We start from the raw sequence: 13,364 nt of genomic DNA, 5'->3' as shown, positions 1-13,364 counted from the left end.
AATTTAGAGTTTGAACTCTAGCGAAAACTCTAAATTCTCCAAGAAAATGATCCGTTATCTCTCTAAGTATAAATCCCCTAGATTGTTCTCAGGATGTTATTTTGAAATAAAACTTTCTGACAGTAAAAACTTTAATGAAAAAACCATTGGTCAATTAGTGGGAAAATCTGGAGAAAGAAAGGAAGAATTCTTTTCTCTGACTGGAGTAAAGCCACACATAGAATACTCAGATGAACCCCCTACATTGATACTTTCCAAATACAATCCTAGAGATCTTAAGATTGCTCATCTTCTGGGTGAGAGATTTAAGACTTCCAAAAGTTGATCTTCTAGTTCAATTAACAAACACTTTAAACAACTAGAAGAAAGTCTAATCAGGGAAGAAAGAACATTAGGTGAGCAAGTGTTGGCAGAATATTGGCCTGAAAAAGTCACATCCCATCTTGCTACATTAGTTGGAAGAATGCAAAATGAAAGATATTCTCCCTCTCAAACATTACTTGCACACTCAAAAGAAATTGCCAGAGAAGTAAAAAAGTTAGCAGAAGCACTATCCTTAGACTCTGTAAAACTTCAAAGAATGGCACTTCTGCATGATATTGGAAAAATTGTTTTGCCCTATTACCAACATACTTCTTCTAAAGTTTTGGAACTAATTCCAGAACTAAATGAAGATATTGAATTATCAGAAGTAGTAACTTCCCACCATAACCCTCTAGGTAGCTTTAATTCACCCTATGTTGCTTTAGTGACTCTTATTAATAGAGTGATTTCTCAATCTCACTTTATTAATCTCGGGGGAGAAGGAGCTTCCGCTCCATTTAAAGAATCAATAGAAAAACTTTTAACAAGTAAGGTGGAAGAAGCGCAAATCTCTCATTTTTATGTAGTCTCATCTTTTTACCACTTTTGATTTATATTGAGATTCCCAAAAGAAAATCAAGAGGAACTAACTAGACAATTAACTGATGAGATTTATCCACTAACAAACAAATACTTAAATTCAGAAAATGTCAAGGATTCTAGGGAATCAAATAATTTAAGCGTAACTCTATTCTGATTACCGGAAGTGGAATCAGAAGAAAAAATTTCTTTTACAAGATTAAAGCTACTTGATTCTGTTCCCGTTGAATCAAATGATCAACACATAACTTAAACTGAATCCCGAAAAAAACCAAAACTTCGATCAATACTTATTTGAGAAGTTAATTCTCAAATCAGTCTACAACTTAAAAATTGACAATAAATATTCAGTTCACTTTAGTCCTGCTAAAAAAAGAATTCAATTAAATCTAACTGTTTTTTCTTCTCAAGAAAAACAGAAAATACAAGATCTACTAAATATTCAAAGTCCACTTGCACAGTTGGTTCACAAAATAACTAATAGCAAAATGATTATGTTGGAAGAGTCTAAAAATAAAGATCATCTAACTGTTTTTATAGAACACCTTCAAAAAGAAGGTAGTAAATACAAGTTTGACTTTGAAAAGATGGAATTTACCACTGCCTTCTATCATGCTTTAATTAATAATCCAGATTTAACAGCTGAATCTGTTACTGAGACTAGTCTGTTGGAATATTACTCCTCTATAGCCCAAAATCAAAAAAATTTGACTAAAGAATTAGGGTATCAAATACTAACCGAATTCTTGGAATATGATAGAGAAAGTTTAAGTGATGAATGAGCCTATTTAGTGGGAAAAACTAAATATTTTTACTCTTATAACCAAAACTTACTAGAACATCTACTAGAAGTTAGCATTTTAAGCGCTAACTTTGCATTTCAAATAAAAATAAATACATTAAAGGCAAAAAGAGCTGCCTTCTTTCACGATATTGGAAAAGTTACTGGTCAATATTCTGATCATGTTATTGATGGAGTTAATCTAGCAAAAAAATTTAATTTGGAGGATTACATAGTGAAAACTATTGAAGGACATCACAATTATGAATACACAGAAAACAATCCTTTTCTGGTTATTACTAGAGCGATGGATAAGTTATCAGCAGGTAGATTGGGCGCAAGGCCTCTTCAACTAGAGAAAACTCAAGAAAGAAATGAGAAGATTAACTCTTTACTTTCTCAAATAACAGAAATATCCAAATTAGAATTTTTGGCTGGAGGTCATATCATAAAGATTTACTTAAAGCCAGAAACTTTTAATTGAGAATTTTTAGAAGATCTAAAAAAGAGAGTATCTTCTATTATCAGAGAAGCTAATCTGAAGTACCAATACAACTATCAATTTATGATTAGACTGGAATACAATGATTCCTTCTTATTTAATGATTATTAATAGAAAGGAAAGTTGATAAATAATATTAACTTAGAAAAGGCAGGAGGCATAGTTCAGTAGTCAGAACACTCCCCTGATAAGGGAGAGGTCGATGGTGCGATCCCATCTGCTTCCACCATAGAGGGGGATTTAGCTCAGTCTGGTAGAGCATCTGATTTGCACTCAGAAGGTCGTGGGTTCGAGCCCCATAGTCTCCACCATTTTGTAACTTAATTTAGAAAAAGAAATTTCTTTATAAAACTAATACAAATTATTTGACTAAGTCTGTTGTTTGTTAAATTCCATTTGCCTCTATAATTCCTTGTTTTTCTGGTTCTTCTAACTCCAACAAATAATAAAAAAGAAGGAAAGGAACCATTTGGTTTTGTCCCTTTACCAAATAACTTAAGTGCTAAATACAAAATTATTGACTTATTTGCGGGAATAGGAGGAACTAGGTTAGGATTTCACCTGACCAACAAATGTCAAACAGTATTTAGTAGTGAAATAGATAAATTCGCTCAAAAAACTTATCTTGCGAATTTCGGGGAAGAAGCTTTTGGAGATATTCAGAAGATAAGCTCTGATGAAATTCCAACTCATGACATATTAGTTGCAGGTTTTCCCTGCCAAGCTTTTAGTCAAGCTGGCAAGAAACTAGGATTCAAAGATCAAAGAGGTTCTATCTTCTTTGAAATTGTAAGAATACTCAAAGATAAAAAACCTAGGGCTTTTTTACTAGAAAATGTTAAAAATCTAAAAACTCACAATAATGGTCAGACCTTAAAAAACTATTATTGACAAGCTGGAGAATTTAAATTACAAAACTTACATATTTGTACTAAACTCCAAAGATTTTGGAGTACCACAAAATAGAAAAAGAATATATATTGTTGGATTTAATGTGTCCTTAGTCCCTAACTATTCTTCTTTTAAGGAACCAAGTCCACTTTTCTCAAAAACAAAAGTTGGGAATATCCTAGAAAAAGAAGTTGATGGTAAATATACCATTTCAACTCAACTTTGAGAAGGTCATCGAAGAAGGAAAAGGATTTGGTTTTTCCTTATTTGACCAAAATAGTGAATACACTAATACTATTTCTGCAAGATACTACAAAGATGGGAGTGAAATACTAATTAAACAAGACAAAAAGAACCCTAGGAGATTAACTCCTAGAGAGGCTGCAAGGTTACAATGTTTTGCTGATGAATTTGTAATTCCTGTGAGCGATACTCAAGCCTATAAACAATTTGGCAACTCTGTGGCTGTACCCGTAATTTATGCTATTGCCAAAGAAATATTAAAAGTATTGGAACAATCAATTACTTTTAAAGATTAGTCAAACTATCTATAGAGGCTGGATTAGGATTTCTATAGTCTTCAACAATTCTTCCGGAATCAATTCTTATTACTCTATCAGTAATAGTTGCTATAGCTGGGTTGTGAGTAATCATAATGATAGTAGTCTTAGCATATTTATTAATTAACTTGAAAAATTGAAGAATAATTTTGGCTGTTGCGTAGTCTAGAGCCCCTGTTGCCTCATCGGCAAACAGAATTTTAGGTCTTTTGATTAGAGATCTGGCAATAGAAACTCTTTGTTGTTGTCCCCCTGACAATTGATTAGGGTATTTATTTTCATGCGAGAGCAAATTAAAGATGTTTAGCAGATAAGTAATGTCATTGCTTTCCGGGGCCAAGAAAATACCTTTAATGGCTTCTTTGGCTATGTTTAAGTAATTTAATCCCTGCGATCTAAGGTTTTTTAGAGTTTTACAGAAAGAGATAAAGGACTCTCTAAAGCTTTTCATTTTTTCTCTTAAAGCTACAGAAAGTTCTATATTTCCCCTAGCTGTTAAGTGGGGAATCAAGGCATAATTTTGAAAGATATATCCAATTCTCTCTCTTCTAAAAGCTGTCAATTCTTTGTCAGAGAAGGTAGAGGTATTGCACTTATCTATAATCATTGAGCCTGAAGTTGGAATATCAATTCCAGCTAATAAGTTAATAAGAGTAGTCTTTCCTGAGCCTGATGGGCCTAGGATAGAGATAAACTCTCCCTTATTAATATTTAGGTTTATGTCCTTAAGGGCATGGAAACTTCCAAACTTCTTATTTACATCCTTTAAGTGAATGAAGGGAAGATTATCAATCTCTCTTTCTAATCTCTCTAATTCTTGTTTAGATAACTTCATTGACTTAGTTCTCTTCTTTTGAAGCTTTTGCTTCACGGGTCTAGAGGATTTAAATGAAGTTTGCAGTTGCATAAAGATATTTCTAAAGAATGGAAGAATAAAAGGATTTCCTGCAAAAAATTCTTTTAGATATCTTCTATACATTCAGATAGAAATTACAAAGGAGAAGAGATTGAATCAAAAAGTAACATGTCCCTGAGGGGTAAATGGTAAGCTTTCAGTTTTTCCTTCTTTACTTTGGGTACTATAACCAAACAAAAGCGAGTAAGCCCCTACATCACCTATTTTGTCTCCAAAAAAACCTTTACCAAAGATCATTACTGAGGCAAAAGAAGTTCAAGCAATATTTATCAATTGAACAAAAAGAGTCTTGTAAGTTCTTTGCATAAATCTCTTATTTTTGGACATTAGTATTCCTATTCTGTTTTTTGAAAGAATACTGTCAATTTCCACAAAAAAATCCTTAAGAATAAATAAGAGATAAATTCCTATTACTAATAGTCCAACACCTAAAGTTACGAAGTAATAGGCATCATTATGCCAATTAGGTGGCTGTAATTGATAAGAATTGGATAGTGACTCTAAATTATGTCTTCGAAAAATATAGGTGAAAGCTGTCTCAAAAAGAATAGTGAAGTGATATGGGTGAACTATTGGAACTGAGCTAGTTGGAAAATACATAGAACACAATACTCAAAAAGCTCAAATAAAAAACAATCAAAAGAAAACATTAATTAGAAAGTTGTAATTAGAGATTCAATATCTTAAGGGGAAGTCGTTTCTAAATTTTGCTCTCTTTATCTCAAATTGCTTTAAAGAATCAACTAAAGCCTGTTGATTTGGAACTTTAACTTCCTTAATTAATCTGGATTTTTTATTTTCAAATGTTTTTCTTCCAAATAACTGATTAGAGGCTTGAAAAAACATTAATTATGTCAGTCTATCTGATTAGGGTGTAATGGAATCTGAGAGACTGTTGAAACTATCATACCTCTGTCTATATGTATCACCTTATTGGCTATTTTTGCAATTAATCTATTGTGAGTAATCAGAAGAATAGTTGTTCCAAATCTCTTGTTGATGTCTACAAAAATATTCAAGATTTCCTGACAAGTATCTGCATCAACAGCTCCTGTCGGCTCATCGGCAAAAATTAATTGTGGATTCTTTGCTAGTGCTCTAGCAATAGAAACTCTTTGTTGTTGCCCACCAGATAAAGCTTTGGGGACTTTTGAAAGTTGGGGAGTAATCTTCAAGAGTTCTGCTATTTGGTCAATGTCTAATCTTTTTCTTACATTAGTTTGGATTCTCTGTCCAATTTGTATATTTTCCCTGACAGTTAATTCAGGTATTAAAGCATAATTTTGAAAGATAATGGAAAGATATTTTGCTCTGAAGAGAGTCATTTGTTGTTGATTCATTGCAATTAAGGAATGGGAAAATACTACTGACTCTCCATTAGAAGCTCTTTCCATTCCTGAAAGAATATTTAATAAAGTAGTCTTTCCAGAACCAGATTCCCCGAGAATAACTACTAATTCTCCATATTTAATACTTAGATTTAGATTCTTGAGTACCTTAATATATTCTCCTGTCTTTTTATTAACGTATCACTTTTCTAAATTTCTGCACTCAATTGCATAACCTGGTCTATTTTGACTGACTATCGATCCATGATGAACTTTATTTAGCTTAACAACTCTATTGAAACATCATTTTGAATGTTTCTTTCTAAGTTGTTTAAAAGTCTTTTTCTCTCTCTTAACTCAACTTTCATAATCTAATTTTTTAAGTTTGTCTCACCGTTTGCACTGGCAATCAGAACTTCCACAACAACCCAAATATTTGGAAAATAATTGAGTTAACTGAATCAACTAAACCATTTTTATTGACTTTCTGAAGAATGTAAATTCTTGAAATAATCAATAATTTCTTGATAATTGAAAATACTTCTTTTAGCAAGAAGAGATTCAGGAATAAAGGGTGACTTAAGTACTTTTGCAGGTTTCTGTTTTTTAGTTAAGAATTGTTGATACCTTTTATATTCCTTTCTTTTGTAACCTACTAGAGTTTTTGGATCAGTATCCTCGGGTTCTTCAATGAAATAAAGTATTTGTTTGTGTATCTCTTCAGTCATTCAAAAGAGACTTTTATATTTCTCAACTAAGCTCAAGACTAAATCGTTAAATCTGTTGAGTAGTTGAGTTTTATAAAAATTAATTTTTATAAAAGATGATTGTGCTCTTCTATTGGATTGAATAGAAATAGGAACATTTGTTGGTTTAAAGGCAACCGCAAAGGGAGCCTTTAATTTAGTCCCTAAATAATCTCTGTTATATTTCAGTTAAGTTTTTTACTCTAGAATTCCCCTTTCATCAAAAAGAGAGTAATTGTAATTTAGTTGTATTTCTTGATTTTTAATATAGTAAAAGTTTTCTACTATATTAAATGTATGATCCAAAAATCTGTCTATTTTAACTATCATGTGTTGCAACAACTTAGAAAGATATAAGAGTTGTTCTATTAGCTCTAACTGAGCTAATTCACTTATATCTTCTTGTTTTATTTTTTGAAGTACGTTATGGCCTCAAATTGAGAGCAACTCTCCATTTAATTTTCTAGCAAGAGTAGATAATCTAGCATGTAGCTCAGATTTTTTATCTAGAATTTGTTGAAATATTTTTTGATCTATTTTTCCAGAAGCATCTCTAAATACAAAGTAAATATTTTGAAAATAATCTAGTGTAAGTTGCCAAAGTTCAGAATTCAAAATAATGGACTTTAGCTTTTTTTCTTTATCTTTAAGTGCTATTTTTGAAATGGAGTAGAGATAATCACAACATCTCTCTAAATCTTTCATAGAAAGCAATAAAGCTAAGAAGAACCTTAGCTTTGTATTGGAGGGTGTATTCTTAGTACACTGCCACTCTATGTTTAATAAATTTTTACAATAGTGATTATTAGATTCAGTTTCTACTTTTTCTATATCTTTTCAATCTAATTCTCCTTCTCAGAAAGAAAGAGAATTCTTTATGAAATTATTAACTAATCTGAGATAATCTAAGAAATTTGAGTAACATTCTTGAATAGATAACTCTAATAGTTCCTTGTTAATCGGCATATTTGAAAAGATGTAGCAAATTCATAAATTCTAAACCTTATATTTTAGTATTAGTGCAGGATATTTAAGTTTATAGAAATTAATTCCTTTTTTCTTATTTCTAACTGTTCTTCCCTAAATACTAAAAGATCTCCTAAATCTAACTCTTTACTATTTTCAGTACTAACTAATTTATAGATTCTAGAAGCTTTTCAGTTTGGTAAGTATCTATGTTCAAGAGGAATCTCTTCAAATTCTATCTTTCTATTAAATACTTGATTAGAAAGATCAATAACCAATTTTTTCAACAAAGAAAGATTATAGAAATTAAACTTTTCTTCTTTAGTTTTTGAAAAATTATTAACTATAGCTAATCCTAATTTCCAAATATTTAACCAAGGGCAATAAGAAAGTTCAAATATTGGATATAAATTATTAGATTGATTGAAATTTTCAATCAATACTTGAGTTAAAGAGATATGCAAATTATCTCTTAAGCTAGCTTTTGTGTTGCTAGTCAGAACTATAGAAGGAGATTTAAAGTTTTTATCTTTTTTATTGAATTTCACAGAATTGCATTCAACAAATCCTTGATTTCTCAAATAAAGTCTTATTTGAGTTAAAAGTCTTATGGATTGTCTTGTTTCTGTTGCCAATTCAATTGGGTTGAATTCACTTAAAGTAAATGTCGGATTGCTTAAATCTAATAATTTTGAGGATTGATCGGAGGGAATTAACTTGATTAACAATTCAGAAATAGTAGGAAGATTGTTTTTCAAATATCAAGGGGGTCAACAGACTTCTCATTCATCTTTCTTTTTTACTCCAAAACCTGTTGATCTAAGAGAAAAGTGGGTTTTTGACAATCTCTGAACTACTTTTTCTTCTCAATTTTCTCTCAACTCTGAAAAAATAGGTAATAACTTCTTTAACTTAATTTGAGAAGTCAATTTTGGGCTATGAAATTTATTTTCTAGTTGCGGGAAAATCAAGTTCACATAATCTCCGAATAGGTGAGTTACTAAGAAGTTCAATTTTTCTTTGTAACTGTTCACTGATGTTTCATTTAGACACCTAAGAAAGATAGACATCAATAAATTTCCAGTAGAGTTACTTGGAAATAAATCTTCTGGCTGTACATTCTCAAATTTTTTTGGAGCTAAATTTGCTGGTAAAGATAACTCTTGCGCTACTACCCAGATAGTAGAAAAATCAAAGTATTTATATATTTGCTTTAGTCTGTAAATTCTAGTTGGAAAAAAGAAATTAAACTTTAGCAACTCTTCAAAAACAAAATCTCTGGAATCTATAATTAAGGGAATTGCCTTGGGCTTAGGGGATTTAGCATCTAAGCTTTGATCTTTAAAAATATCTGAAAAAGATAAAAACTCACTATCTTTAATGACAGATTTATTTGGTATGGTTTTTTTGGAAACAAACACAACTTTATCTATATCTAGTTGAGGTAAATTGGAGTAAGCAAAAAAAGTATTACCTGTCTTTAAACTCAATAACTCATACCTATATCTCTGGCTATCAGCTAAAGAGACACTAAGTATCTTTAATGGATGAGGAGTTTTTACTATAGGATCTCAGTATTCAACTATTTCTAGTTGAATACTAGTTAAATAAGACTCTAAATTCCCTAAGGACTTTGTTGTTAAATCAGGAAGGAAGAAATGTAATAAGCTGTCAGATAATAACAAGAACTAGGTTGCAACTGTATTTACCACACTAGAGAAATTATTTCTATAAAGATCTCTAACATCTTGGATCCCATACTTTAAAATTGTTAGTCTTTCTATACCCATTCCCAAAGCTATGGCTACATAACTAGAATGTGTTTTCTCTAAGATTTCTTGTCTTAAAAAGCCACATCCTAACAATTCTATTCACCCTGTTCCCTTGCATAAACAGCAATCTTTAGATTTTTGACAATTACACTCTAAATCTACTTCATAAGAGGGGGAAGTGAACGGGAAATAAGAAGGTCTTAGCCTGTAATGATTCTTAATCTTTAAATTTGCATTTTTTTCAAATAACAGAGAAATTAATAGATTTTCTATTAATTCTCTTAAGTTAGAGAGATCTAATTGACTATCCACTCAAATCAAATCTAACTGATTAAATTGGGACAAATGAGTAGAATCATTGTCCTCCTTTCTATAAACATTACCCATAGAAGCTCCTAAGAATTTTTTTCCCTTATATTTTTTCAGGAGCTTAAGTGTGCTGGTAGTTGTATGAGTTCTGAGCATTAATGGTCCAGAACTACTCTTTAAAAACTTAAGTTTAGAGAAAATTGCTGATTTCTTTGGATCAGCATTTGAGAGAAAATAACTATCACTTTCTGCTCTCGCAGGGTGCGACTCAGGAATTAATAGAAGATCAAAATTTTCCTTCACTTTGACTATTTCACTTTCTTCATAAAAATAAAAGTTATTTTTATCAAGAAATTGATAAACTTTCTCGAACATATTTGAAAGTAAATTCTCTGAAGAATAATTAGGTTTTGAGAATTTATCTATACTCTCTTCATTTATTTCTCTTGCCTCTTGAAAAGGTATATTTCAGCTGGAGAAACTTAATTTTTTAGATTCATACAATTGTTGAGATTTTTTAATTAAACCTTTTAATTGAATTCCTAGATTTTTCTTACCTTCTGCAGAACTAGTTTTCTTAATTCTTTCCCTGATCGGATCAGTATATTTTGCTCTTCAATTTTTAAATACAGAGTCTAATTCCTCTCTCGAGGAAGACTCTTTAATTAACCTCTCTAGTTCTTTAAGAATTTTTTTGTTCAGTCACTAATTTCTTGCATTCTATCTAACTTCTCCCAAGGTAATTCTGGATTTAAACCAAAATGAGAATTTTGAGCTAAATCCGCAAAAGAAAATTGTGAAGAAGTGAAGAGATCAAATATTTCTTTCACCTTAGTCGGGAAACAAGAATGAATTAAGTCAGTTATTTTTTGAGGATCAAATTTAATTCCCTTAGAATGAGTGATTGTATAAGAAATGGCTTCCAATTGTCCAATTGCATAAACAATCTTTAATTCTAATTCTTGTGCTAAGCCAGTTGCAACAATATTCTTAGCTATTCAACGAGCATAATATGCTCCCAATCTGTCTATTTTTGTTAAATCTTTTCCACTAAGTCCTCCTCCGCCGTGGTGAGCGGCTGGGCCAAAAGAGTCTGAAATTTGTTTTCTATTAGTTAATCCGCTGTCAGCCTCTAATCCTCCAACTAAGAAGCTTCCTGAAGAATTAATTAATCATGAAGTTTGAGCATCAAAAGAAATATTTAATTCTTCTAGTGTTGGAAAGATAACTTTTAACTTTAAATCTGATTCAATTTGATCTTTCTTCACCAACTCAACATGTTGAATTGAAAAAACTAAGGCAATAAGTTTTGATTCCTGAAGCTTATGTCAATCGTTATAAGTCATATCTAAGTGAACAAGTGTTTTGAAGTCTTCCTTAGCTCACCATAAAATTCCATTTTCTATTAATTGAAGAGTTTTTAGAGCTAATTTCTTGACCAATAATTGTTCTAATGGAATTAATTCTTCGGAATCTTTTGAAGCGAATCCAAAAACTATTCCCTGATCATTGCTAAAACTACATTTATTAGTTAATATAGAAAGTTCTTCAGATTGCTTCTTGTAATCCAAAAGAATCTCAAATTTATCTGGTTCATAACCAGATAAATAAAGTATCTTTTTGGCTAAATCCTCAAAAATTACATCAGGATTAGAGCTCCCCTCTCCAGCTATTAGAACTTTTTTATTACTTACTAATACCTCTGCAGATAGTCTTGTTTCTTGAATTCCTAATTGATCAATTAAAGCATCTAAAATACTGTCTGCAATTAGATCAGCTATTTTGTCAGGATGTCCCTTTCCTACTGTCTCTGCACTTCTTGATAATTTATACATGATTAAATCAATAGGCTAGCTCTATAGGCTATCATTGCTCCATTATCTTCAGAGTATTTTGGATCTACAAAATACATATTTATTCTCTCTGAAAATAATTTACTAGTTAAATGATCTTTTAAAACGTAGTTCCTGCTAACTCCCCCAGAACAATATACCTCAGTTACATTAAATTTTTTAGCTCAATATTTAAGTTTCAAAAAAAGAATAAGTATTACTTCTTCCTGAAAAGAAGTACTTAATATTTCTTTTTTTACATCTAAAGAATAAAAAGTATTGTTCTTTAATTTTTTTCAAACTCTAGTAGCCGAAGAGATTAAGCCTGAGAAATTCAAACTAAGGTTAGAAGTATTTCTATCTCTTTTAGTTAAGTGGAAGCCCTCTAAATCAATGTCTTTCCTATAATACTTCTCTAGTTTAGGGCCTCCTGGGTATTCAAAACCCATCACTCTAGCTATCTTGTCATAGGCTTCGCCTAACGCGCAATCTTCACACTTCTCTAACTCCTTAATACTATCTTTACCTTGTAAAAAATAGATAATAGTATTTTTGCCAGAAATTAATAATGCTAAAGAAGGAAATTCTAGTTCCTTAGTTAATCCTATTGAGAATATGTGTGCTTCTAGGTGGTTTACTGGAATTAATTCTTTTTTTAGTGAGATAGCTAAAGTAGTAGCTATCATCTTCCCGACTAATAGAGAAGAAGGGAGTCCTGGATTAGACGAAAAGGATATGTATCTAATATCTGAAAGATCTAAATTTGTTTTTTTTAAACAATCTTCAATCAATTTAATTAGATGTTTTTGGTGAGCCCTAGCTGCTATCTCCGGAACTATACCTCCGAACTGTGAATGTTCTTTACTAGAAGAATAATGAGTTTCTCCTATTATTCTTTGTTGATCAATAGAATAGATAGCTATTGAGCTATCGTCACAAGTACATTCAATTCCTAATATTAATTTCTTTATATCCTAGAAATTATTTTTTTAACCTTTTCAAAGCTAAACAAGTTTGAAATTAGTGCAAAATATTTTATTTTAATCTTAAATTCCAAAAATTACTAATAAAGAGCTCAATCATTTTTTAAAAATTTATGCATTTTTGTCAAGGAGGAGTAATTAACTAATTGAATAAATCAATTAGAAAAATTTACTTGGATTAAATGTAATTTTTGGTTCTGACTCTTTAGTTCTTTAAAGAGTCATTACCTTCTCAAAAAAGATGTAATTGAAGTTGAAGAGAAGTTTCTTGGTACTAGTATTTGTCCTTTATTGGGAGAAGGGGAACAAGAAATCATTTAATGATTGCTTTAGAAGAGAGCTCAACAAATCTGATAGATTGGAAATTGCTGTGGGGTTTTGTTCACACAAATCATTAAAAGAATTGGAAAGATTGGTTTTGCAAGGGGCTATTAAAAATGTTTGTGTAATCCTTGGAATGTACTACTTTGATGGATTGCCTAAGTGATTATATGAATTGGCTTTAGAAATTAATGAGAGGTGAAGGCAGTTTGGAATAGGGGAAATAAGGTTAGTGCATTCTTGCAAATACCACGGAAAACTTTATTGCTTTTACAGAAACAATAAAATTTCCTCTGCAATAATAGGTTCTCCAAATTTAAGTTTTTTGGTTGAAAATCAAGTTGATGGCCCAGATCAACACGAAATAGCCTTACTAACAAATAATCCAAGAACACTAAAAAAGTTTGCAAAATATTTAGAGTATTTGAAATCTAGAAGAATCTCTGAAAAAATAGAGGCTCTAGAAAAATACAAATCACGCACAAAAGAAGACCCCGATTTAGGGGGAGAGCGAAGACAATCTAAAATTATCTACAAAATTTTTTCCCCTTAGA

General features: G+C 30.9%; 14 protein-coding genes and 2 tRNA genes. 8 read left to right on the top strand and 8 right to left on the bottom strand.

Annotated elements, in window-relative coordinates; all coding sequences use genetic code 4:
- Nucleotides 1-46: 46 nt before the first annotated feature.
- The 7 genes from MR07_RS00860 (at nt 47) to MR07_RS04550 (ending at nt 3,616) form a co-directional block, all read left to right on the top strand.
- Complete coding sequence (locus MR07_RS00860; protein ID WP_075047548.1) at nt 47-1,156, top strand: HDIG domain-containing metalloprotein; 1,110 nt, start codon at nt 47-49, stop codon at nt 1,154-1,156.
- Nucleotides 1,157-1,364: 208 nt separating this feature from the next.
- Nucleotides 1,365-2,297, top strand: coding sequence for an HDIG domain-containing metalloprotein (locus MR07_RS00855; RefSeq protein ID WP_235062728.1), 933 nt, complete (start codon nt 1,365-1,367; stop codon nt 2,295-2,297).
- A 42-nt stretch (nt 2,298-2,339) separates the two neighbouring features.
- A tRNA-Ile gene (locus MR07_RS00850) sits at nt 2,340-2,415 on the top strand.
- Between the two features lie 5 nt (nt 2,416-2,420).
- Nucleotides 2,421-2,497 (top strand) — tRNA-Ala (locus tag MR07_RS00845).
- A 109-nt stretch (nt 2,498-2,606) separates the two neighbouring features.
- Nucleotides 2,607-3,152 (top strand): DNA (cytosine-5-)-methyltransferase, encoded by a 546-nt coding sequence (gene dcm / locus MR07_RS04560; RefSeq protein WP_327084506.1) that lies wholly within the window; start codon nt 2,607-2,609, stop codon nt 3,150-3,152.
- On the top strand, nt 3,070-3,357 hold the full coding sequence (locus MR07_RS04555; protein WP_327084505.1) for a DNA cytosine methyltransferase: 288 nt from the start codon (nt 3,070-3,072) through the stop codon (nt 3,355-3,357). Before dcm ends, MR07_RS04555 begins: the two co-directional genes overlap by 83 nt.
- Nucleotides 3,272-3,616, top strand: a complete 345-nt coding sequence (locus MR07_RS04550) for a DNA cytosine methyltransferase (RefSeq protein WP_235062727.1) — start codon at nt 3,272-3,274, stop codon at nt 3,614-3,616. Before MR07_RS04555 ends, MR07_RS04550 begins: the two co-directional genes overlap by 86 nt.
- Here MR07_RS04550 and MR07_RS00835 read toward each other — a convergent pair.
- The 8 genes from MR07_RS00835 to tsaD form a co-directional block, all read right to left on the bottom strand.
- Nucleotides 3,606-5,399: an ABC transporter ATP-binding protein gene (locus tag MR07_RS00835; RefSeq protein WP_024070972.1), complete on the bottom strand. Its 1,794-nt coding sequence runs from the start codon at nt 5,397-5,399 to the stop codon at nt 3,606-3,608. The genes MR07_RS04550 and MR07_RS00835 overlap by 11 nt on opposite strands.
- A complete protein-coding gene (locus MR07_RS00830) occupies nt 5,399-6,346 on the bottom strand; it encodes an ABC transporter ATP-binding protein (RefSeq protein WP_024070971.1) in 948 nt (315 codons plus the stop codon). The genes MR07_RS00835 and MR07_RS00830 overlap by 1 nt, the downstream gene beginning before the upstream one ends.
- A gap of 11 nt (nt 6,347-6,357) precedes the next feature.
- Nucleotides 6,358-6,609: a hypothetical protein gene (locus MR07_RS00825; protein WP_024070970.1), complete on the bottom strand. Its 252-nt coding sequence runs from the start codon at nt 6,607-6,609 to the stop codon at nt 6,358-6,360.
- Between the two features lie 216 nt (nt 6,610-6,825).
- On the bottom strand, nt 6,826-7,593 hold the full coding sequence (locus tag MR07_RS00820) for a phosphate signaling complex PhoU family protein (protein ID WP_024070969.1): 768 nt from the start codon (nt 7,591-7,593) through the stop codon (nt 6,826-6,828).
- Nucleotides 7,594-7,643: 50 nt separating this feature from the next.
- Nucleotides 7,644-9,278 carry a hypothetical protein gene (locus MR07_RS00815; RefSeq protein WP_024070968.1) on the bottom strand — a complete coding sequence of 545 codons (1,635 nt, stop codon included), beginning with the start codon at nt 9,276-9,278 and terminating at the stop codon, nt 7,644-7,646.
- Nucleotides 9,279-9,281: 3 nt separating this feature from the next.
- Nucleotides 9,282-10,178, bottom strand: coding sequence for a tRNA ligase subunit PheS family protein (locus tag MR07_RS00810; RefSeq protein WP_024070967.1), 897 nt, complete (start codon nt 10,176-10,178; stop codon nt 9,282-9,284).
- Nucleotides 10,179-10,348: 170 nt separating this feature from the next.
- Complete coding sequence (locus MR07_RS00805) at nt 10,349-11,509, bottom strand: methionine adenosyltransferase domain-containing protein (protein WP_024070966.1); 1,161 nt, start codon at nt 11,507-11,509, stop codon at nt 10,349-10,351.
- Between the two features lie 2 nt (nt 11,510-11,511).
- A complete protein-coding gene (gene tsaD / locus MR07_RS00800) occupies nt 11,512-12,456 on the bottom strand; it encodes a tRNA (adenosine(37)-N6)-threonylcarbamoyltransferase complex transferase subunit TsaD (RefSeq protein WP_268743530.1) in 945 nt (314 codons plus the stop codon).
- Nucleotides 12,457-12,736: 280 nt separating this feature from the next.
- Here tsaD and MR07_RS00795 point away from each other — a divergent pair, with 280 nt between their 5' ends.
- Entirely contained in the window at nt 12,737-13,363 is a 627-nt protein-coding gene (locus tag MR07_RS00795; protein ID WP_024070964.1) for a restriction endonuclease PLD domain-containing protein, read from the top strand.
- Nucleotide 13,364 lies beyond the last annotated feature (1 nt).

The organism is Mycoplasma ovis str. Michigan (assembly GCF_000508245.1).
GTDB classification, from domain to species: Bacteria; Bacillota_I; Bacilli_A; order Mycoplasmatales; family Mycoplasmoidaceae; genus Eperythrozoon_A; species Eperythrozoon_A ovis.
Note: the sequence above shows the minus strand (reverse complement) of the source record. Positions and strands in the feature narration are given on the sequence as shown.